Origin of the sequence: Halobacteriovorax sp. GB3 (assembly GCF_028649655.1) — a bacterium.
In the GTDB taxonomy this organism is placed as follows: Bacteria; Bdellovibrionota; Bacteriovoracia; order Bacteriovoracales; family Bacteriovoracaceae; genus BSW11-IV.
On sequence record NZ_JAQSLN010000001.1, the window covers coordinates 410,928 to 431,688 of the forward strand.

General features: G+C 36.1%; 19 protein-coding genes. 9 read left to right on the top strand and 10 right to left on the bottom strand.

Annotated features, from left to right (window positions below):
* Positions 1-19 precede the first annotated feature (19 nt).
* Both HBN50_RS02025 and HBN50_RS02030 read right to left on the bottom strand, forming a co-directional pair.
* Positions 20-802, bottom strand: coding sequence for a class I SAM-dependent methyltransferase (locus HBN50_RS02025; RefSeq protein ID WP_273867503.1), 783 nt, complete (start codon positions 800-802; stop codon positions 20-22).
* 79 nt (positions 803-881) lie between these two features.
* Entirely contained in the window at positions 882-1,643 is a 762-nt protein-coding gene (locus tag HBN50_RS02030; protein ID WP_273867505.1) for an alpha/beta fold hydrolase, read from the bottom strand.
* Positions 1,644-1,752: 109 nt separating this feature from the next.
* Between HBN50_RS02030 and HBN50_RS02035 the strand changes: the two genes are divergently transcribed.
* Positions 1,753-2,250 carry an SRPBCC family protein gene (locus HBN50_RS02035; protein ID WP_273867507.1) on the top strand — a complete coding sequence of 166 codons (498 nt, stop codon included), beginning with the start codon at positions 1,753-1,755 and terminating at the stop codon, positions 2,248-2,250.
* Here the strand turns inward: HBN50_RS02035 and HBN50_RS02040 are convergent.
* Positions 2,208-3,368, bottom strand: coding sequence for an MFS transporter (locus HBN50_RS02040; RefSeq protein ID WP_273867509.1), 1,161 nt, complete (start codon positions 3,366-3,368; stop codon positions 2,208-2,210). The genes HBN50_RS02035 and HBN50_RS02040 overlap by 43 nt on opposite strands.
* Positions 3,361-5,883, bottom strand: coding sequence for a U32 family peptidase (locus HBN50_RS02045; protein ID WP_273867510.1), 2,523 nt, complete (start codon positions 5,881-5,883; stop codon positions 3,361-3,363). Before HBN50_RS02045 ends, HBN50_RS02040 begins: the two co-directional genes overlap by 8 nt.
* A 131-nt stretch (positions 5,884-6,014) precedes the next feature.
* On the opposite strand from HBN50_RS02045, the gene HBN50_RS02050 reads away from it, so the two are divergent.
* The gene (locus HBN50_RS02050; protein WP_273867511.1) at positions 6,015-6,587 is read left to right on the top strand and encodes a glutathione S-transferase family protein; all 573 of its coding nucleotides are present in this window, start codon (positions 6,015-6,017) and stop codon (positions 6,585-6,587) included.
* A 1-nt stretch (position 6,588) separates the two neighbouring features.
* On the opposite strand, the gene HBN50_RS02055 is transcribed toward HBN50_RS02050, so the two are convergent.
* Positions 6,589-7,860: an acetyl-CoA hydrolase/transferase family protein gene (locus tag HBN50_RS02055; RefSeq protein WP_273867512.1), complete on the bottom strand. Its 1,272-nt coding sequence runs from the start codon at positions 7,858-7,860 to the stop codon at positions 6,589-6,591.
* 108 nt (positions 7,861-7,968) lie between these two features.
* On the opposite strand from HBN50_RS02055, the gene HBN50_RS02060 reads away from it, so the two are divergent.
* Positions 7,969-8,580, top strand: a complete 612-nt coding sequence (locus HBN50_RS02060) for a LysE family translocator (RefSeq protein WP_273867514.1) — start codon at positions 7,969-7,971, stop codon at positions 8,578-8,580.
* On the opposite strand, the gene HBN50_RS02065 is transcribed toward HBN50_RS02060, so the two are convergent.
* The 4 genes from HBN50_RS02065 to HBN50_RS02080 all read right to left on the bottom strand — a co-directional run bounded on the left by HBN50_RS02065 (position 8,577) and on the right by HBN50_RS02080 (position 12,029).
* The gene (locus tag HBN50_RS02065; protein ID WP_273867515.1) at positions 8,577-9,272 is read right to left on the bottom strand and encodes a DUF481 domain-containing protein; all 696 of its coding nucleotides are present in this window, start codon (positions 9,270-9,272) and stop codon (positions 8,577-8,579) included. The genes HBN50_RS02060 and HBN50_RS02065 overlap by 4 nt on opposite strands.
* 72 nt (positions 9,273-9,344) lie before the next feature.
* Positions 9,345-9,998, bottom strand: coding sequence for a glutathione S-transferase family protein (locus HBN50_RS02070; RefSeq protein WP_273867516.1), 654 nt, complete (start codon positions 9,996-9,998; stop codon positions 9,345-9,347).
* A 100-nt stretch (positions 9,999-10,098) separates the two neighbouring features.
* Positions 10,099-11,157 carry a hypothetical protein gene (locus HBN50_RS02075; protein ID WP_273867518.1) on the bottom strand — a complete coding sequence of 353 codons (1,059 nt, stop codon included), beginning with the start codon at positions 11,155-11,157 and terminating at the stop codon, positions 10,099-10,101.
* Positions 11,158-11,165: 8 nt separating this feature from the next.
* Complete coding sequence (locus tag HBN50_RS02080; RefSeq protein ID WP_273867519.1) at positions 11,166-12,029, bottom strand: DUF4423 domain-containing protein; 864 nt, start codon at positions 12,027-12,029, stop codon at positions 11,166-11,168.
* 146 nt (positions 12,030-12,175) lie between these two features.
* Here HBN50_RS02080 and HBN50_RS02085 point away from each other — a divergent pair, with 146 nt between their 5' ends.
* Positions 12,176-14,341: a hypothetical protein gene (locus tag HBN50_RS02085; RefSeq protein ID WP_273867521.1), complete on the top strand. Its 2,166-nt coding sequence runs from the start codon at positions 12,176-12,178 to the stop codon at positions 14,339-14,341.
* Here the strand turns inward: HBN50_RS02085 and rlmN are convergent.
* A complete protein-coding gene (rlmN, locus tag HBN50_RS02090; protein WP_273867522.1) occupies positions 14,338-15,384 on the bottom strand; it encodes a 23S rRNA (adenine(2503)-C(2))-methyltransferase RlmN in 1,047 nt (348 codons plus the stop codon). The two genes, HBN50_RS02085 and rlmN, sit on opposite strands and share 4 nt — an antisense overlap.
* An 88-nt stretch (positions 15,385-15,472) precedes the next feature.
* Between rlmN and HBN50_RS02095 the strand changes: the two genes are divergently transcribed.
* The 5 genes from HBN50_RS02095 to HBN50_RS02115 are packed head-to-tail and all read left to right on the top strand — an operon-like array spanning position 15,473 to position 20,753.
* The gene (locus tag HBN50_RS02095; RefSeq protein ID WP_273867523.1) at positions 15,473-16,237 is read left to right on the top strand and encodes a hypothetical protein; all 765 of its coding nucleotides are present in this window, start codon (positions 15,473-15,475) and stop codon (positions 16,235-16,237) included.
* A 52-nt stretch (positions 16,238-16,289) separates the two neighbouring features.
* Positions 16,290-17,270, top strand: coding sequence for a putative zinc-binding metallopeptidase (locus HBN50_RS02100; protein WP_273867525.1), 981 nt, complete (start codon positions 16,290-16,292; stop codon positions 17,268-17,270).
* Positions 17,267-18,271 (top strand): D-alanine--D-alanine ligase family protein, encoded by a 1,005-nt coding sequence (locus HBN50_RS02105; protein ID WP_273867529.1) that lies wholly within the window; start codon positions 17,267-17,269, stop codon positions 18,269-18,271. The genes HBN50_RS02100 and HBN50_RS02105 overlap by 4 nt, the downstream gene beginning before the upstream one ends.
* 38 nt (positions 18,272-18,309) lie before the next feature.
* Positions 18,310-19,215, top strand: a complete 906-nt coding sequence (locus HBN50_RS02110) for a YihY/virulence factor BrkB family protein (protein ID WP_273867531.1) — start codon at positions 18,310-18,312, stop codon at positions 19,213-19,215.
* The gene (locus HBN50_RS02115) at positions 19,215-20,753 is read left to right on the top strand and encodes a hypothetical protein (protein ID WP_273867533.1); all 1,539 of its coding nucleotides are present in this window, start codon (positions 19,215-19,217) and stop codon (positions 20,751-20,753) included. Before HBN50_RS02110 ends, HBN50_RS02115 begins: the two co-directional genes overlap by 1 nt.
* Positions 20,754-20,761 lie beyond the last annotated feature (8 nt).

Here is a 20,761-nt window from a genome sequence, read left to right on the forward strand (position 1 = left end):
TCTTTTGTGTGTCTATTTTTTAGAAAGTTGCTGAAGCAATAAATTTATTAAGAAAGAGAGTGGACTCATCCTTCTTTTGTTCCTCAATATAGAGTTTGCAAAAACGTTCATAGTCTTCATGGGAACCAAGTGCTGATGTTAATTCTTCTTTTGCGAGATGAAGTCTTTGAATATTATTTTCAAGTTCTAGTTGTCGCTGAATCCCTTGGAAGGTGTGAGATGTCATGGTCCATTTAATATTTTTAAATCCTGCTTTTTTTAAGTAAATTGATAATTTTCTTCCAGCAAAGAGATCGACTGTCAGATTTCTTCTGAGTGTTTCAATATAAGATTGAAGTTCAGCATTTTCACTCCAAAGGTTGATAAAGCAGCCATCAGTATCGACAAGGCAAATCTGACCATTTGGATTTAGGACTCGTCTAAACTCTTCTGTTACCTCAACAGGGTGACTGAGGTATTCATAAACAAAGCGGCAAAAAATAAAATCATAAGAATGGTCGGGTTGATCTATTTTTAATAGATCACTATGGAAGTAGTTAATCCTAGAATTTGGATCTGTATTTTGAGCTTGCTTCAATCTGAGCTCGGAAAAGTCGCAGGCATGAATTTCTGAGTTGGGTAGAGTTGATTCTAAATAGCGTGAGACCATTCCTGTACCACAGCCTGCATCTAAAATCTTTTTCTTGTTTCTTAGAGAAAAGTTTCTAAGTTCTTCTTTGTAGCAATAACCGTCGATAAGACTTTGTTTCTCAAGTCGAGAATACTCTTCACTCTTATCCATAATGTAATTTGGTGAACGCATGGAGGGCCCTCTTTTTTTGGATATTATTAGGATTTAAATAATATCGGAGCCCTTTGTACTTATTTTTAATAGTTTTTATTTATGAAAGAAAAATTTTAGTGATTTCAATTATTTGATCTGGAGCTTCTATGTGAGGATAGTGACCTGACTCTTTGATAAGTTTGAAATCTAGATTACGGTTTAGGTTAATGATGGGGTCGTGTATCGAATAGAGAACAAGAGAGTTCTTCTCATCAAAATTTTCTATGAGCTCTAGGGGAGCTGAGGCCCTGATGGCCAAGTAGGAATTGATATTAAAACTATACTCATCAGTGAGAAAAGAATAGTAAGCGGCCATAACATCTTTATTTACCCAATAGTTGAGAAAGAGCTCTTGGTAAGTTCCAACTATTCCTAGTGCTTGAATTCTTATTTCATCAAAACTTCTAGTAAAACTTTGAGTTAGTTGTTGTAATTGATCATACTTATCTTTGTCTTCTCGCTCAAAATGATCTTTTGCGAGCTTAATAATATTTAAGTCTGTATTTAACGGTTCTAGGTCGGGACAGATGTAGATGACTTTTTGGTTTTTAAGACCCAATTTCTTAATGAGTGCCAGTGCATATTGAGCACCAAAAGAGTGGGCAATAAGAACTGGAGGATTTTGAAATTGTTGAAACTCCTTAACTAGACTTTCGATGGCGATGTCGAATGAAACTTCCTTGACTTCATCTCTTATTTCAGAGGGCTCATTCCAAAAAGTGATTCTAAGATCGTTAGATCGAAACTTCGATTCGATCATTCTCTCATCTGCATGTGAATTAAGACCTGGTCCGCCATGGATAAATAGTAGATTCTTCATAGGCCATTTATACAACTTTTATTTTCTAATGTTAATTAAAAGAAACAAATCACCAACATTCTGTATAGATTTTTGGGTAAAATAAATAAAATCCTTAGGGGAGGCAATTATGGGGCACGTCTTAACAATAGAAAGAACGTTTAGAACTGACCATCATAAGCTCTTTTTGGACTTCGTTGATCCTAGAAAAATTGAACACTGGTTTTATGAGGAAGATTATTGGACAGCTCAAGCAGAGGTCGATCTAAAAATAAGAGGGAAGTACCGAATTGAAATGGTGACAGATATTGGAAACTCTTTTGTTCATTATGGAGAGTTTTTAGAATTTAATCCCGCTCATACCAAATTAAAATTTACTTGGAATTCTGGTGTTGTTGAAAACACTATTGTCGATATCGAATTTCGAGATCTTGCTAGAGCACGTTCGATGATTCGCATCCATCATGGGATGTTTGAAAGTGAAAGCTCTCGCGACAAGCATGAGTTAATTTGGAATAAGTGCCTTGATCATTTAGAGAAATATGTAGAAAATCCTACACCTTTTCCCATTTATCAAGACCCTGATTACAAAGACTCAGACGATTTTGAAGAAACTCGAGCTAGTTGACGATTAATTTTAAGAAGTAAGCTCAAGGATAGGGTAAAGAGAAAAAAGACGAGAACAAAAGATATTTTTGTTCCGAGGATCTCGTTACTAATTCCAAAGATGTAGTGAGTAAAACTAAGTCCCACACCAATGAAGGTCATGACTGCTGTTGTCATGTATTCACTTCTATCTTGATAAATTTCACTTATGTAATTCATGGCCACTGGAAAAAAGTAACTCTGAAAAAGACCTATGAGAACGTAGAAATACGGTGAGATTAAGAAACCAAGAAGAAAAGATGTCAGACTCGTTATCAGAGAAAAAACTAATATAGAGCCACTGCTGTAGCGCAGATTGATAAAACTAAAAGAAAGTCTCCCCAGACCTAAAAAAGCAAAGAAACAGCTTATCGAAAAGGCCGCTTGGTTTGGTGTGAATTGGTAAGCTTTCTCTAAAACATAGGGAAGTCTTGATGAAATAAGAATTTCTGCACTCACATAACTTGCTAGCATGACTCCAAAGAAAAACCTTTCGCTAAGAGGGACAGACTTTTTTAATGGAGACTTATTGATCTTAATCTTTTTCAATCCATTCAAAAAGAAGCTGATAAATAAAACCACAAAAGCGGCGAGACTAACGACAAGAAAGTATTCTTTCCATGTGAGAGAGTTACTAATAAAAAAAGTTAGAATGAAAGGAGCTGCAAAAGAAGTTGCTCCATAGACAGAATGAAGTCCGGCAAAAAGCTTTCTTCTATTCTTCTCATTACTTCCACTGGCAACAAGGATATTCATTGTAATTGTACAAATGGCAAGGCCTACTCCCAAAAGAACAGAGGCGAGAATGAGAAGAGGGAATTGATGTGACTGCCCACTATACCAATAGAGAATTCCACTCATACCTAGTAGGGCCAATGAGTATCTCGTTGCCTTAATTGGACCAAGAAATCCTAGCCAATAACGACTCGTGAAATTGAGAATGAGTCCAGAAAAGCTGGCCAATGAAAAAATGAGGGCCCCTTTAGAGGTTTCAAGATGAAAGTCTTTAAGAATTGAAGGGTAAGCTGGTCCTCGACCATTGTCGAGAAGGCTAAGAGCAAAAATTGCACCGTAGGCCAAGAAGAGGTAGGCTTTATTCATATTTATTCATACCCTTTTTCTTGTCTCTATAGCTATCGTTCTTTAATAATTGACCTGTTGAAAGTCCATATTTTTCCATACTGTTGATTGAACTCATTAATTCTCTCTCTTCAATACGATCTTCAAAAAAATCGATATAGCTTTCGATTTTTTTAATTAATTCTTCACCTGATTCATGAAGAGCTTCAATTCTAAATTGGTGTAATCCGTAGGGAAGGACTGTATTTAAAAGTCCTGAAGCAGACTGTGAAGTAGCATTGAACATTGTGTTACGGCACTCTTGATCAACTTTAATATAATGTGAATTTCCAAATTGATCTTTTAATTCCATTTTGTGCTTTTCACATGGCTTTCCACAATCTCTAAAGCTAGAGCCATTACTTAAAAAAGCGGCAAATACACAGTGTTCCATATGAAAACTTGGCATATATTGGTGAATAGTTAATTCTAAATTTTCTGCAGGGCCTTCTTTTAGCATCGATAGAAGCTGGGCCTCATTGAGATCATAACTGACAGAGAGTGATTCGAGTCCTTTTGAAAGAAGGTAATTGGCACTTAGAGCATTGGCGACATTTAAGCTAAAGTCTCCTCTTAGAGGTAACTCTGGATTATTCTTTTTCAAGTAGGAAATAGCACCTAAATTTCTCACAAGAACAAAGTCTGGATTAAGTCTGAGAATATGATTGAGGTGATGGTACTCTTTTGGTTTTAAAATTCTTGTTGTTGCAATAGCGCATTTTATATCAGAGTTTGAAAGCTTCTCTTTGAAAAGCTCTATTGTACCACTAAGAAATTTTGAAAATTCATAATCGAGTATGATGGAATCGATCTGTCTTGTCTCTTTGTCTGTGGTTGCTAAAAATTCAATTAATTTCTCTGCTTGAAGAGGTTCTCTAACAAGAATATTGAGTTTGGAGAGATTCTTTTCATAACTTTTTATCTCTCTATTTCGTGCAATCTCATAATCTTGATAGAAAGTGATCTGGCGATCGATTCTCTTCTGATTTAACTGTTCTATGGCCTTTCTTCGCAACACTTTGAGCTCTTTGTTGTTTAAGAAAGGTTGTGTCTTGTTTGTTATGATTTCAATTTCTTTCAACTCATAGGCACTTTGAGAAAGGGCACTAAGGGTTTTTTTTGACTTATTGAGATCAATTTCTGATTTAGCTTCTTCAAGAGGAGATTCACTAAGGACTGTGATTGTGTTCCCTAGGTCGTCTTGGATTGTTAAACTCGCTTTCTTTGAAACTTCTGCCAAAAATTCAATTGAAAGTGGAATTCTCTTCCAAAAATCTCTTGATTCAAAGCTCTTTACAGTTTCTTTTTCTAGTTGAGGCGAAGAGGTTAGATAGACGGTATCGTTTACTTGGATTTTTCTTAAGTCAAAATCTTTTGAAAAACTTAGCTCATACTTAGATTGATTGAGAATTTTTACGTCAAAAACCTTCGCTCCAAGTTCTCTTTTTTTTCCATTTTCAAAGGCAGTAAAAAGAAGACCTTCGCCTTTTAGGATATTCCTTTGAGAACCAATGATGAGTGTATTTCTCGTTTTATTTAAAACCTGACCTAATTTCAACCCTCTATTACTGCCGTAGCTTCCATCTACTAATTGCTGATGATCGACCCCATGCAGCCAACCACTGAAGAATCCTCTCGAGTAGGAAATGGCCATTTCTTCAATACTCTTCTTTAGCGATTCAGGATTGTATTGGTCATTAATTACTTCTTTATACGACTTTGCCGCTGTTGCCACAAAGCTTGGCGACTTTAATCGCCCTTCAACTTTGAATGACTCTACACCCATTTCAATGAGCTCTGGAAGCTCATTTATTCCACAGAGATCCTGTGGTGAAACAAGATAATTCTTATCAATGAGATCTTTCTTCTTTCCATCGACAATCATTTCGTATTCAAAGCGACAACTCTGAGCACATTGGCCTCTATTGGCCGAACGTCCACCAATACTTTCCGAAGTAAAGCATTGACCAGAGTAAGCAACACAGAGGGCACCGTGAACAAAAACTTCTAGTTCTTTTTGAGTCTTGCCACGAATTTCCTTTATCTCTTTAAGAGAGTTTTCACGACCAAGCACAAAGCGTTTGATATCTAGGTCATGAAGTAATTCAATGGCCTCACTATTTGTTACGGTCATTTGAGTCGATGCGTGAATTACTTGTTGGGGGGAAATGGCCTTAATTAGTTGAACGAGACCAAGGTCTTGAACAATAAAGGCATCAATTCCAAGAGGCAGAACTTTTAAAAGAGTTTCCTTCGCCTTTTCTAATTCGTTTTGAAAAATGAGAATATTGAAAGCGAGATGAACTTTCACTCCGTAGAGGTGGCACAGGTCGACGATCTCTTTTAGATCATTAATACTATGGTCAACTGTTCGTCCACGAGCGTTGAATCCTGGCATTCCAAGATAGATGGCATCTGCTCCATTGTGGATGGCAGCTCTGGCCATGTCGATATTTCCAACAGGCAATAGTAACTCAGATTTCTTCTCTTTTTTCATAGCGTTATCATTAGCAAAACTCTTGGATCGAGACAATGAGAAAGCCATAAGGTGGGAATTTTATTTACTTTTTTGGAACTGGTAACTCTTTGAAAAAAGGACTAGAATTTCCATTAAATAAGGAGCTTTTAATGAAAATTTACGGATCGACAACTTCACCCTATGTGAGACGATTGCGCCTTCTTTTGGAGGGACAGAGCTATCAATTTCACAAGGTGAACCTTATGGATGAGAAGGATCGAAAATTATTGGCAGATCTTGGGCCTATTAAAAAAGTACCTATTCTTGAAGACGGTGAGACTGTTCTCTATGAATCACGAGTGATCTTTAATTATTTGCAACAAAAGCTAGCTATAACAAAGAATGAGAGCGAAAAAGAAAATACTCTATCAATAATTGATGCTCTTAGTGACTCTCTGGTTATTATTTTACAGTTGAAATGGTCTGATGTTCCCTTTGATGAATCGAAGCTCATCTTCAAATTACAAAAAGAGAGAATTATTCAATCTCTTGAAGTGTTAGAGGAAATGGTTTCTCTTGGAAAATTCTCTGCGTGGGATTATCAAGCGATGTGCCTTTATTGTCTGATCGACTGGATTCTCTTTAGAGAGGTGTGGAACCTGACTGAGTATGAATCGTTACAAAAATTTCATGCGACTCATCGTGAAAAAGAGGTCTGCCAAATGACAGACCCTAGATTGTAAATTAAGAGATAATTGATTTTTTTATATCAAACCATGCACGATCGAGTTCCTCTCGATCGTCAGGGTGAGAGATTTTTATAAGCTCTTTTGCTCTTTGATTGAGAGTTTTTCCAAAGAGATCAGCGACACCATATTCAGTAACAATGTAGTGAGCATGGGCGCGAGTAGTGACAACGCCAGCTCCTTGTCTGAGTTTTGGAACGATTTTTGAAAATCCTTTTACTGATTTAGATGTGATAACTGTGATTGGTTTACCTCCTTCAGAAAGAAAAGCTCCTCTCATGAAGTCCATCTGTCCACCAACTCCAGAAATGATTCTCGATCCAACACTGTCAGCGCAAATTTGACCAGTCAGATCGATTTCAACAGCTGAGTTAATCGCAACGACTTTAGGATTTTTCTTAATGATTGCAGGATCGTTAACAAAAGATGCTGAAAGCTGAATGATAGATGGATTGTCGTCGATAAAATCATAAAGCTCTTTAGAGCCCATAACAAAGCCCGATACCGTTTTTCCTGGATAGACTTTCTTTTTTGAATTTGTGACAGCACCAGATTTTAGTAGTTCTAAAATACCATCAGACCACATTTCTGAATGAACACCTAAATCTTTGTGATCTTTAAGAAAGTGGCAAACTGCGTTCGGTACATTTCCAATTCCTACTTGAATTGTCGAGCCATCTTCAACAATCTCAGCGACACGTTTTCCAATGGCCAATTCCGTTTCACTCAGTCCTGTGCAGAGAACTTCTTGAATTGGACGATCAATCTCTGTATAGAAATCAATTTGAGAAGTATGAATAAATCCATCTCCGTGAACTCTAGGCATTTGCTTATTGATAAGAGCGACAACCTTTTTAGCTGCTTTTAATGCCCCTAGGGTAATGTCTACACTGACACCAAGAGAACAATATCCATGGCGGTCAGGAGAAGATACTTGAATAAAAGCTATATCGACGGACTTTTCACTATTTTTTAAAATATAACTTCCCTCAGAGAGAAAGCAAGGAGAGTAGTCGATGTTATCATAGTTAAGAAGTCTTCTTACATTTGATCCACAGAACAAACTTGTTATACGAAGGTTTTCTCCTAGGTCTTGAGCGAGTTCACGATAGTCATTTTCTGTGTGGATATGTATAAGCTCTATTTGTTTTTCAATACCAACGAGAGAGTCAAGCAGTTCAGTTGGTGTTGCAGCTCCTCCTTGAACAAAAATTCTGGCATCATTTGGAATAATACCGTGCAATTCCTTTTGATCTGATAATTTCTTCATTTGTTTTCCTTTTATATTTTATAAGAAACTTTATAATGTCGATTAGTGTTTGATACTATGATTCACATCATAATTAGATTTCATTTATTATAAGGTATAGAAGGTTCTATGAATATTTTTAGTTTGTTAGGTGTAATGGCCCTTGCTCAATTCAGTCCTGGTCCAGATATGGCGCTTCTTCTTAGAAATGTTCTTTCTCAGGGAAAGGGACGCTCTCTTGTTACAGTACTTGGAATCGTTGCCGGATTATCAATTCATTTTTCCTTGTGCTCTTTAGGTCTTGCTAGCTTACTCAAAGTTAATGAATCTTTATTTTTGGCCATCAAAGTCATAGGATGCCTCTACCTTATTTATCTTGGTATATCAGGTCTTCTCGCCAAAGTGTCACAGAACGGTCAAATTGAAGAAAAAAATCAGATTAGTTATATGAAGGCCTTCACACAAGGCTTTGTTTGTAATGTTCTCAATCCAAAGGCCACGATGTTTGTGCTTAGTGTTTTTACAGCGCTTGCAGGAGATGGACTAGAGACGAAGACTCTTTTTTTCTACTCGGGACTTCTATTGCTTGAAGCCTTGGTTCTTTGGTCAGTATTTGTACTTTTTGTTAGTCGGAAAGAAGTGATTGGGAAGATTAAAAAAATTGAGGCCCATATTGCAAAAGTGCTGAGCCTCATCTTGATTATTTTAGGTGGTCTTGGAATTTACGAAGGATTCTTTTAGAAAGTTGCAATAAGGCTTGTCGTTATCTTTCTGTCGTAAGCTGTTGCACCTTCTGTTGGAAGATTATCTTTTTTCCATTCGTATGTAACTTTTAGAGAAAACATCGAGTTGATTGTATTTCTAAAACTAGAGAGGACATTGAGTTGCCAGTCTTTGCTTTCATCAAAGTTTGGAACATATTCGACCTTCGTTTCAAATGAAGTCGTCTTATTATAATCAAATTTATAAGAAGCTTGTAAGAGGGCCTTGTTGAAATATTCTTTAGCTTGTTCAAAGCGTTTTTCAACAGTATATCGATAGGCAACTTCTGATTCAACAGAATGTTTGTCTGATTTGTGTAAAATAATATTCGAACCGACATCTGTGTTGTAGCTTGTTTCTATACCAGCGAATTTATCACCTTCAATAATTTCTCCGAGAAGAAGACCAACCCTTTTAGAGAAACGATAGACATAATTTGTATGAATATCCCAATTTCTTGAACTTAAAACACCTTCAGAAGTCCCGTAAGTGTAGTGTCCTCCAAATTTAATCTTATGTAGATTCTTCTCATAAGAGTTCTTAGAAATAAGATTGTATGTTTCAAGTTGTGAATTACCACTTGTATTAACAAGTCCTACTTCAGCTTCATTATGAAATTCAGCTTGAGCTAATGGACTAATAAAAAGTGCGATGAGTAACAGACGTCTCATAATTTCTCCTTCATTTTTTGTTAGAAATAGTCTCTACAATTTAATGAAAGGTGTCAATGAGACGTCACTAAACTAGTTTTTCGAAAAGTAGACAGAGGCCCTATCGATATAGCTTTTCATCTTTTGCTCAAATTGTTCAGGGTTGCTTTTAAGCACATAAGGCTTTTCTTTTTGGTAAGTGTAGATGTCATTGAGCTTCGGATAATGTCTGAGAATATCAGTAGAGTAAGTGTTGTCTAAAAAATGAATTCTCTGAAGAAGGGGAATGAGTGAAGAATCCACGAGAGAAAATCCATCTTCTAAAAATGTTTCTCTAGAGTTAGCCGCCATTTCAAGCCATGAAAGTTTAGACTTTAATTGATGAGTCTTTTCTTGTACTTCTTTTTCACTTTTTGCCATCATGATTTGAAAACAAAGTCCTGTTAAGTCTCCGTTGTATTCTATCCAAGATCTGGCCTTTGCTCTTTTAAAGGCATCTTGGGGAAGAAGGTTTGAGCCAGTTATATCGTCGATATATTCATTAATAACTGATGACTCAAAGAGGACGTCATTATCAATACAAAGTACTGGAACTTTTCCTGTTGGCGAAAGCTTTAAAAACCATTGCGGTTTATTTTGAAGATCAATATATTCAACTTCGTGGTGGATGTTTTTAAAAAGTAGTGTGATTGTTGACCTTTGAACATAGGGACAAAGTTCAAAACTTATAAGTTTCAATTTATGCATAAATTCTCCTTCATCTATTAGGATAACAGAATCACGACTGTGAAGGAAAGTGTTTAGATTAAATCTATTTTAGAGATAAAGAGTACTAATATTACAGTTATTAGTTTTTAGAAGGTATGCGCTTGGCAAATTTGAAGAGTTTTTCATTATTCTCTTGGTTCCAAAAGACAAATTGGAATGATTCAGCTTTCTTGGCACTATAGCTCATTCCCTCCAAAGAATCGAAACATTCCATATGAACTTCAATTTCAAGTTCGGAGATGAAGTCTTTAAGAAAGATCGCTGAAGAGGTTTGGCGTACATTTGTAATATTAATTTTTTGAATATCACGGTAGTTCTTTGGGCAAGAAAATTCACTCAATATCGCTTCAGAGATGTTGAAATTGTGTTTTCTTTGTTTCAGGTAAATAAAGGTATCACTTTTTAGATGGCCTTCTGATTGCGTTACTTTAAGTTGGTAATTACTTTGTCCAGGAATATCAAAGCTATGAGACTTGAAATCTAGTCTTGCCATCGCCGCGACTTTTAATCCTAGGTGATGAAGAAAGTCATGATCTTCAATTCCTATTTGGTGACCTACTTCATGAACAATAAGGGCCGTAATATAATTCATATTAACTAGATCGAGCATATTATAGAGTTGAGCAATATTAACATAGATTGGAAATTCATCTGTAAAGCCAGTTCTGGCTACTCTTGGAGTATTTGATGGGCCTTCATAGAAAAAACCAGAGTACTTCTCATCTATAAAAGCAAACTTATCACTTTTATTGATATTGATTTCGATAACCTCACTCATCTCTTTGAGAATTTCTTTTTCTTGTTTTGAAATATTACAATTTTCTTGTTGAATACAAACTTCTAAGAGGTAAGGAAGGTTATTATAAGCAGAGTGAAACATCATTTCGACAATTCCACCGCCATTACCAACGACATCACCATCACCACTTTTTGCCATGACTTCTTCAAGTTGGTAGATTTCTTTTTGAAAAGCGAGGTTAAGCCCAATCCTTTTCATTGGATCTAATCTCTCTTTAAGTTCTTTAATCTTTGAGGTGACATCCAACTCTTTATTTTGATGAGAGTCATTAAGATCTTCATTGGCAAAGATTGAAAATTGTAGACTTGAGAATAGGAGAAAAATGATTATTTTTTTCAAGTGACGACCTAGTGTTTTAAAATGGGTTTAGTGTGTGGAAAAAATTGAAATCCTAGTTGATAAACCTCATTTCTATTTTCACCACTTGCAAATTTATTATTAAATTCTTTAATGAATGCATGGATTTCATCTTTTGCTTCCTTCGCTCTTTCTTCATCAAAGCAAAGAGTTAAAGATGAAAATTGCCTTCTATTGCACGACTCTTCATCGAGAGAGTCTAATGCTTGAAGAAGCATTTCTTTATGATGGATCTGAATTGTTTTTGATGGAACATCTTGTGTCGTGATAATTCTTTGAGCACTAATTTTAAGATTTCCATCTTCCGTTTTGGTAATGTACCCAAGTTCTAAGAGATCATTAATGGCCTTTTTAATTTGAACCTTAGAAACTTTCTTTTTAAGTCTCTTTTCAATCCACACTAAGTCATTAATAAATTCACCTGTATTGATTAGCTGCTTGATTGCAATATAGTACCATTCACTAATCAATGAGAATTCTTTGAGAGAAATATTAAAAGAAGTATTTTTCTTTTGGATTTCATGAATCTCTTCTTGAATTTTAGAGAAATCAAGTGATCTTTCTTTGGTCTTTTCTAGTTCTACGAGAAGACCAAAGTAGCGAGATTGCTCTTCATCTAGAGCAAGTAACTCACAGAGCGCTTTCATCATGTCTTTACTTGGATGTCTTTGTCCTTTTAAGACCATCGAAAGAGAACTAGGGGATTTGTAACCAAGTCTTTTGGCCCAAGATGCTAGATTATTTGAACTATGGCTATAGAGTCCATTAGGCATACAGGCACTAATGAGAAACTCTCTATAGTTAGAGAAGTTATAAACCTCTAATGTCCTAAAATTTAAGTGTTCTTGTGTCATTTGACCCCCAAGTCTTTAACTATTTACTGCTTTCTTGAATTCTGTTCAATAAAATCAGTAAAGTTTGTAAAAAGGTTAGCATTTTCATGAAATTTTAGTGGTTTAACTCGTTAAAGTTTACGCTCAGAATAGCCGACAAGAATGGTATGAAATACGTGTTTTCACCCATTTTACTATTCATTCTCATAACGACAGCGCGAGCAGAGTTTCGTGAAATTAGTGATTGTGGGGATAATCAGAGTGGTCTAAGTCAAATCAAAGACCTTGGTGGAGTCACTGTAATTGGTGAAAAAGATGATTATGGGGAGTGTTTTTTTACGATCTCTCCCAATACAAATTCCAATCATCGTTCATTAACATTTAAAAACGATGGAAAGATGAATGTCTTTCTCGACTATGGGAAAATTGGGGGAGCAAAAGAATATGGCTTCTATCCTGTTCAAAATAAAGTTCAAGTCTTTTTTGATGAAGGAAGTGGAAAGATAAAAGTTATTCATGCCTCAGGTGATGAATTCTTTATCAATTCAAGTGACGGAAGTATCGATGAATCGATGACAACCGATATCACCATTAAACAACATGAACTCAAAGCGGGATCCAATGCTGGATTCTCTATGTTTGCACCAAATAATATTCTAATCAATTACGGTGCGACTTTGCATAAATCTCCAATTGAATATCCACATAGAGAAATTCTTTTAGAAGATAGGAGAGGTAATTATTGTTCCGTTAAGGCCAAGGATATCCACTTATACAAAATTCGTTGCTCCGAAGATCATCCCGTATGTGGATGTGAAGGAGATCTGACTAAAACGTGTGATGTTCCAAGTAGTCAGATTAGTGGTGCTTCAATAGAAGATGCTCTAATGAAAAGTGACTTTCCAGAAATTTTATCGACTCTCTGTCCTGACGTATCTCTAAAAAAAATGCCTGAGAGAAAGAGAGTAAAACCAATTGTTCCTGTAAAAGTTGAAAAACCTGAAGTGATTGTTGCACCAGTGCCACCAGTTGACCCTCCTAAAAAAGAAGTTAAGACGCCAGCACAATTAGATCTTGAAGCTCGTAGAAGAGCTAATATTGAAGCTGCCAAACTATTATTAAAAAATACGAAAGCACCAAAAGTTGTGGTTCCTGCTGAATCTGAGACAGCTAATGTTAAAGAGATTATTAAACCTAAGAAAAAACCGAAACAACCGCTTGCTGAAATACCATCACTTAATGTTAAGAAGAAGCCAATTGTAAAGCAACCAGTCCCTGCAGTTGTATCAATTGAGATACCGGCTCAAGAGATTGAACAAGCAATTGTTCAAAATGACTCTGAAGAAAAGAATGAATTTGATCTCATTTCATTTGATCAGGATCTCGAAATTCCTGAGGCCCCTGTACAGCTAGTTCCTAAGAGAGCTCCTACTGCTAGAAGTGGTGCTAGCACATTGAAACCAGGCAAGAACCCAATTCAGCCTGTCGCTGTGATTTCTCCTGTTAAACCAGGTAAAGAACCACGCTTTGATAGTATTCCTGAAGTGGCCTCTTTCAAAGAAGATCCGATCGATACGCAAATTGCAAAGGATCTAAATCTTAATTGTCGTCTTATTTTAAAGGACTTTTTTGATGATCCAAAAAATCAGGATGCCATCAATGAATATATCCAAACTCAGGGAAAAATTACTTTACACCGACTGGCCTGGACTTACTTAAAGTCCTCTGAAGCTGATGCTAGACCTGTTGAACAGGTGATTAAGGACCTCCTGATAAAAAGAGATCCAAAGTTACATAAGAAGTTCATAGATAAGAAACTAGGTTCAAAGAACCAAAGGCTTCTTGAAGTTATGAGTGAATTAAAAGAGGTGAGTGAAAGCTATTCATCTAAAGAATCGATGCCTTATTCCCTAAAGTACGGAGATGTAAAAATGATGGAACTTCTCGTTCGATCCGAGAAGAGATATGGTCCAACTCCAGAAGTGGGAATGATGAATTTTCTTAATATCATTTCAAATTCCTACAAGAGCCGTCTTAAAAATAAGAGACACAATAAGTTAAAAGTAGAAAAGATACTTACTGGTCTTGTTAGTAAAATGAATTCTTTCGAAAAGAGAGTCAATCGTTACCTTGTTCAAAATAATTGTACAAAGCAATCTGATCTCATTTCATGTCCTAGAAAAGAGGAAGCAAATGAGCCAATCGATTTTAGTAAAGTGAGTCAAATCCAAGAAGATATTGTTGATCAAATTTATGCTAAACAATTTGAAAGAGACAAAGAGCTAGAGAATAATTTTAAATGGGGAAATTATTGGCTTCATGTAACAAATTAATCGTGCTCAACTTTTAACTGGCCACAGGCCGCCAAAATATCATCACCTTTTGTTGTTCGAACCATTGTGTGAATGCCAAATTCAGAGAGTTTTTCTTTAAAGAGATCGACTTTCTTAAGGCTTGGTCTTTTATAAATTGATCCCGGAAATTCATTGAATGGAATAATATTAACGATTGCACGTCTATTGGAGAGAAGTTTACCGAGCTCTTCAATGCTTTTTTCATCGTCATTTAATTGATCAATAAGAAGATACTCAAAGTTGATGAACTGCCTTTTAAGCAGAGGTATTTTATCAAGAGCTTCAAAGAGCTTTTCTAAATTATAGGCCTTATTTAGAGGAATGAGCTCATTTCGAATCTTATCAAATGGAGAGTGGAGCGAAAGGGCTAAATTAATACGCGGGAATTCATGAAAGCGTTCTAATCCTGGCAAGTAACCTGCACTTGAAAGAGTAATTTGTCTAGGTCCAAGATGAGCTCCATTTGGCTCGAGAAGGATCTCCACTGTTTTTTTGACTTCATCAAAATTGTGAAGAGGCTCTCCTTGACCCATGAAAACAATATTAGGACTCACTGCTTTATTGGGATGGTTTTCCTTTAGCCAATTCCAAGCTTGAATATATTGACCTATGATTTCTTTGGTTTCAAGATTTCTTGAAAGTCCCTGAGTACCTGTAAAGCAGAAACTACACTTCATGGCACATCCAACTTGTGAAGAAAGACATACCGTAAACTTTTTATTAAAAGGAATGAGGACCGTCTCAACTCTTTTTCCATCACTCATTTCCATAAGGAATTTCGTCGTTTGATCATCTGCGTTTTGAATGGTTACAATCGTTGGGAGAGTGAAGTCAAAAGTTCTCTCTAGATAGGATTGTAGGTCTTTAGAAATACCTCTCTCTCTACTAAAAAGGCCATCTCTCTTTTTGTAGAGGATTTCATAGATATTGACAGCAGCAGACTCTCTTAGACCTTCTTTAGAAAGAAGCTCTTTAAGTTGCGATAAACTTTTTGAATATATTGAGTCTAAATTAACTGTCATGTGCCATTTTATAGCGGAAAAGGGACTTTCAGTCACTAGAATGACTAAATTTTCTTGATAATGGGTGAGGATATCGTATTATTTTTCTATGAAAATAAAAACTGTTGTCTTGCTTCTCTTCATCTCGATTTTGCAATCGTGTTCAACCACTCCGAAGGTTCACCATCAAATGCAATATACAAGTGAGTCTCTTGGAATGGACAGGATGAAATTAGGTTTAGATGTATCAAGCGTTGAGCGCTTTCAAGTTGCCCAAGACTTGCGAAGAGACCCATTAGATAAGACTCCGCGAAAGCAAGATTCCTATTCTTTACTTTTTTACGGTTCAAAAGGAGTCACTGACTTTTGGGATCTCGATATGACGGTTGGCCCGGACTACCCAATAACAATTGGTTCAACAATCCAGCTTTTTGGAGCTCCCTATGCAGGCGCTGGTGCCTCTAATTTTTCTCTAGCTCTACGTCTCAGCGCTGGAATCTCAGTGACAGCTGGCGAGATTAAGGCAAGTTCAATTCAAACATCTAGTAATGTGCAAAAGAAAAGAGAATGGGTCATGAATGGCTATTCGATTTACTGGGGCCTTAAAGCTGGCTACCGCTTTGTTGCACCTCTTTTAAGTTACGTGGTCTTTTCTCGAGAGAGAATCGGCTATTTTATTGATTTTATGGAAGGGGTTGAGGAAGAATCTGACATTGACCTCCATCATGACCTTTTAGGAGTCGGGTTCGAATATAAGCTTGGACTGCTTGGGCTTGGGCTTGTTGTTGCCAAGGAGGAGTATCAAATTGAGCAAGATCGCGGGCAAGACTTTGATGATATCTACTACGGGTTAAACCTCTCTGTTCTCCTGTAGATATTACAAAATATCTCTCATAAAAATCTGAATCCATGTTAGATTTCTTGGCATGGATATAATCGCTCAAAAGCAAATTCGCTCATTCTCTAATTTCCCAAAAGATCACTGGGTCTTCCTGTGTGTCATGCAAGTTCAAAAAGAGTTAAGAGAAAGAGGAATTCTCTTTGAGATCAAAACTTATATCGGAGATGACTGGTATTGTTTAGATCATCAGATCGCTATCAGTATTCCTTTTTACCTCTATGATCGCAGTTTATTTCGCTACATCAAAAAATATACTTGTGCAGCAGAGGGAGGGTCTCAAAAAGAAGTTTTAAAAATTCTAAGACATGAAGTTGGTCATGCTTTAGAAAATGCTTTTCTACTTAAGGAAAACTCGAAAAGGGTTTTGGCCTTTGGAGATAGTTCTAAAAAATATCCTCGTCGCTACTTTGCCAAAGCTTCTCGTTATGATTATGTTCACCACTTAGGGGGTGGCTACGCTCAGTCTCATCCAGATGAGGACTTTGCTGAGACATTTGCTATTTGGTTGAGTTCTACAAAAACGACGAGAAAAAAGTATAAGTCTAAGGCAAAGATGAAGCTTGAAACGATGGATACTTTAATGGAAGAAATTAAAGGAAAAAGAGCTCAACGCACGCGCGCCATTCAGACTGACTCGGCCAAAAAAGATAGAAGAACGATTGAACATTATATTAGAGAGAAAGTTTTTGAACGTGGTAGTTCTTTAAGAACTGTTATGGGAAGAGCTGCCAAAGAACTATTTTCAAGGTCTCAAACGACTCAAAATACTCAGGCACTTCATTTTTTAAAGAGTGAGAGAAAAAAGATTGCTTTAAGGGTTGAAAAGAGAAGTGGAATCCCTATCATATATAGTGAAGCTTTGATGAAAAGGTTTGAAGAGATTAGTACGGTTTGGAATTTAGAACTTCGAACTTCAAAAAGGGAAACATCTAAGTTGATGGAGAACTATTTGCTCTCAAATGCTACTCATCTTATAAAAACAGGTCACTATAAGGTTCCTATGTGAAAAGAATTTTAATCATCACTCATCCAACGTTAATTCCACCAAAACAATACAGCGAAAACGATTTAGAATTTCAAGAATGGGCAACAGAATATGATATTCAAATGGCCTTATCAGAACTAGGTTATGAGTTCGAGTTTTTCGGTGTGTATGATAACTTAAAAGAATTCATGGAAAAGCTTGAAGAGTTTTCTCCCGATGTTGTCTTTAATCTTCTAGAGGAATTTCAGGGTGAAGTTAATCGCGATTTTCATATTCCAGTTCTACTAGAAATGATGAATATTCCCTACACAGGCTGTCGCCCAAAAGGGCTTATGATTGGAAGAGATAAGTCGCTGACAAAGAAAATTCTTGCTCATCACAGAATCCGAACACCTTCTTTTACTGTTGTTAAAAAGGGGTCAACATTAAACGTTCTACCTAAGAATTTAAATTATCCTATGATTGTTAAGTGTCTTCATGAAGAAGCTTCAAAAGGAATTTCACAAAGTTCTCTTGTTCATTCTTATGAGAAGCTCTTGGCACGCGTGGATTTCATTCATCAAAGCATTGGGGATGATGCCTTAGTTGAAGAATTTATTGAAGGAAGAGAGCTCTTTGTAGGGATGATGTTTCAAAACTCTATCAAGATCTTTCCAGCTTGGGAGCTCGTTTTTGAAAATAGCGAACAACCAGAAAAAGAAATCTATTCTAATAGAGCAAAGTTTAATGAAAAGTACAGAGAGAGGCTTGGGGTAAGAACAAAGGCCTCAAAGTTAACAGCTAATCAGCAATCCAGATTAAAGCAGATTTGTAAGAAGGCCTATAAAAGCCTCGGACTCTATGGCCATGCTCGAATTGATTTTCGAATGAACTCGAGAGGGGATTTTTACATTTTGGAAGTTAATGCGAACCCCAACCTCGGTCGCCTCGATGAATTTTCTTTGAGTGCTAGGCATGCAGGGATAAGTTATGAAAAACTCATTGATTCTCTTATCAAAACCTCTTTAAAAATTTCTGAGTAAGATTAAGGCTTGTTGGCTAAGTTGCCGATAAGTCTTGCATGAAGTCGATTGCAAAACTCAATGAATTTGGCGAGAAAGTAGAAAACTCAGCTTTTGAACTCTTTCGCTCAACTACCGTCAGGCTCTTAAATGGTTTTTTTCTTTTTAAAAAGAGAAAGGGTGAAGTCGTTGCAGGTGCTTCGACTTTCTTCACTCTATTAAGTTTTGGTCCACTCATTCTTCTTTTAATTTCTCTATTAGGACAACTTTTTGACGATTCGTCACTAGCGCGACAATTCGTTTTAAATGGTATCAACTTGAGCTTTCCAAAAATTGATCCGTGGATTTTGCGAAATATAGAATATCTCGTCGATGCCCAATTAGGCGCTAAGGGGAACAAAATTATACAAATCCTCTTTTTATGTGTGACCTGTATGGGTGTAAGCACGACATTTGTTTTTGGAATTAATACGATCAGTAAAGTTGATCCCGATGGAGGGCTCATTCGCGACGATCTAAAATCGGCCATCGTAGGACTCTTTGTCGCTCTTTTTCTAGTTGCGCTAGTTGTCCTTTCACAACGTGATGCTATGATTGACTATATTTTAGATACCGGTCTTGGCCTAGATTTTTTAGCTCCTCTGATTGAATCAAATGTATTCACTTGTTTAATGTCTCTCCTTTTTTTCACTTTCTTTTATAAGTGGAGTGCTTCTATTGCTGTGTCGATGAAGGATTCTTTCTATGGCGCTATGACTTTCATGTTTTGCTTTATCGTTGGAAAGTCTGGTTATTGGATTTATTTAAAATACTTTAAGGAAGATCTCGTCTCTGAGTACGGGCACTTTTATAATTTTATGGTAGCACTCATCTGGGTTTATTTTCTTATGTGTGCTTTCTTTTATGGTGCAAGTGTTGCTTATGTGACGAATAAGAAAGTTTATTCAAATAGACGGAGAAAATAATGATACGTTTTTTACTTTGGGATATGGCCTTTAATCTCTTTAAAATTGATATTAAAGAAAGACATCGCTATTTAATTGAAAAAAGTAAAAAGATGACTATTGATCTTGGTCGTGGAGTTATTTTTAAATATGGTAAGGCCGACTATGTGAGATTTAGAGAGCAAGTTGAAAACTTCTCACTCGACATTATTGCATGGTCGCATAGTGAGAATTTGAGATTTCACGCTTATAAGAACGACACCTATATTCCATTTCTTATGGTTATGGAGTATGCCAAGAAAACGAATCTCGATTGTCATAGCGTCTTCAAAGAGATTCTTGAAATTTCTCTTTGGGATAAAAGTTATAATACGTGGAGAGTTCCTATTGTGAATTCCTTTGAATCTAAACTTCTCATTCCAAAGAAAGAGTCGATTGAAATTAAAAAAGATGTTTTAAATGAATTTCACTATGTACGAGAAGATTATAGCGATGAATTTTCCTTTTTCATGGCCATGGCCACCGCATTACTTGCGGAGGGAAAAGTAGACAAGAAAGAAAAGGAAGTTATCCAATATCTTTTTTGTGATCATCTAAAATCTCTTAAAAGTAGTGTTAAAGGTCAGTTAAATTATTTACATTATATAACAGGCCGTCATCAACTTTCAAAAGATGAACAAGAGAAAGTGATGGCCTTCTGCTCAACCCTGATCACTTGTGATGGGGAAATTTCTAAAAAAGAAGTTGCTCTCTTTGAAATTTTTCAAAAGGAATTTCAGCTTGGGCATGAAGATTTAAAAAACATTAAGCAATACAGTGGCATGTCTATTGAAGATATTTTCTATGGAAGCTCGCCAAAGCTGATAAGTTACGCTCTTTACTTTGGATTATTAATCATAGCTTCCGATGATAAAATACACGAAAAAGAACTCTCTCTAATTAAAAAAGTTCACACAATTTGGCAATGCTCTAAAAAAGATCGAAATGATGAGGTTTTTCACGCCCTCCTATGGGTAAGGTTCATTGCAAAAAGAGGAATTGAATTACCAAAATTCTATCAAATCATTAAAGACTCGCTCTTTGTAAATGAGGATATCTTCAATACTGCAAGAGATTTTCTACTTCTTCTTGATGAAGGGGAAGGAGACAAGAGAAGACTTTGGTCAAAGTTTCTTTTAAAAACTCAAAAATATCTTCCACGTACTTATGAGGTTCAAAGAGATTATAAGACTTATAATGAATTATTATCTTTTTGTACTTTTGCTTTAGAGTACCCCCTCAAAGAGAAGATGATGGGGCTTATAAAAAAACAAGTCAAAGAGGTTCTCTATCAATTAGATCAAAGTGATATCGAGAAGTATCTTTCAGTTGTCTTTGATATGGTTCTACTTGATGGAAAGGTCGAGCTTCTTGAGGATCAATTTGTGATTGATCTTTGCTGTCACTACGATATTTCAGATGAGCACTTCAGAAGAGAGCTTTTCTTCTCTTCATTTATCCATTCAAGTCAAATGGTCATCTCTGAATTTATAAATTACTCACTTTTTAAAAAAGTTTAGTGTAACAA

What these genes read in the sequence shown, in the direction of transcription:
- HBN50_RS02025 (WP_273867503.1), bottom strand. Translation starts at nt 802, where the DNA reads ATGCGTTCACCAAATTACATTATGGATAAGAGTGAAGAGTATTCTCGA.
- HBN50_RS02030 (WP_273867505.1), bottom strand. Translation starts at nt 1,643, where the DNA reads ATGAAGAATCTACTATTTATCCATGGCGGACCAGGTCTTAATTCACAT.
- HBN50_RS02035 (WP_273867507.1), top strand. Translation starts at nt 1,753, where the DNA reads ATGGGGCACGTCTTAACAATAGAAAGAACGTTTAGAACTGACCATCAT.
- HBN50_RS02040 (WP_273867509.1), bottom strand. Translation starts at nt 3,368, where the DNA reads ATGAATAAAGCCTACCTCTTCTTGGCCTACGGTGCAATTTTTGCTCTT.
- HBN50_RS02045 (WP_273867510.1), bottom strand. Translation starts at nt 5,883, where the DNA reads ATGAAAAAAGAGAAGAAATCTGAGTTACTATTGCCTGTTGGAAATATC.
- HBN50_RS02050 (WP_273867511.1), top strand. Translation starts at nt 6,015, where the DNA reads ATGAAAATTTACGGATCGACAACTTCACCCTATGTGAGACGATTGCGC.
- HBN50_RS02055 (WP_273867512.1), bottom strand. Translation starts at nt 7,860, where the DNA reads ATGAAGAAATTATCAGATCAAAAGGAATTGCACGGTATTATTCCAAAT.
- HBN50_RS02060 (WP_273867514.1), top strand. Translation starts at nt 7,969, where the DNA reads ATGAATATTTTTAGTTTGTTAGGTGTAATGGCCCTTGCTCAATTCAGT.
- HBN50_RS02065 (WP_273867515.1), bottom strand. Translation starts at nt 9,272, where the DNA reads ATGAGACGTCTGTTACTCATCGCACTTTTTATTAGTCCATTAGCTCAA.
- HBN50_RS02070 (WP_273867516.1), bottom strand. Translation starts at nt 9,998, where the DNA reads ATGCATAAATTGAAACTTATAAGTTTTGAACTTTGTCCCTATGTTCAA.
- HBN50_RS02080 (WP_273867519.1), bottom strand. Translation starts at nt 12,029, where the DNA reads ATGACACAAGAACACTTAAATTTTAGGACATTAGAGGTTTATAACTTC.
- HBN50_RS02085 (WP_273867521.1), top strand. Translation starts at nt 12,176, where the DNA reads ATGAAATACGTGTTTTCACCCATTTTACTATTCATTCTCATAACGACA.
- rlmN (WP_273867522.1), bottom strand. Translation starts at nt 15,384, where the DNA reads ATGACAGTTAATTTAGACTCAATATATTCAAAAAGTTTATCGCAACTT.
- HBN50_RS02095 (WP_273867523.1), top strand. Translation starts at nt 15,473, where the DNA reads ATGAAAATAAAAACTGTTGTCTTGCTTCTCTTCATCTCGATTTTGCAA.
- HBN50_RS02100 (WP_273867525.1), top strand. Translation starts at nt 16,290, where the DNA reads ATGGATATAATCGCTCAAAAGCAAATTCGCTCATTCTCTAATTTCCCA.
- HBN50_RS02110 (WP_273867531.1), top strand. Translation starts at nt 18,310, where the DNA reads ATGAAGTCGATTGCAAAACTCAATGAATTTGGCGAGAAAGTAGAAAAC.
- HBN50_RS02115 (WP_273867533.1), top strand. Translation starts at nt 19,215, where the DNA reads ATGATACGTTTTTTACTTTGGGATATGGCCTTTAATCTCTTTAAAATT.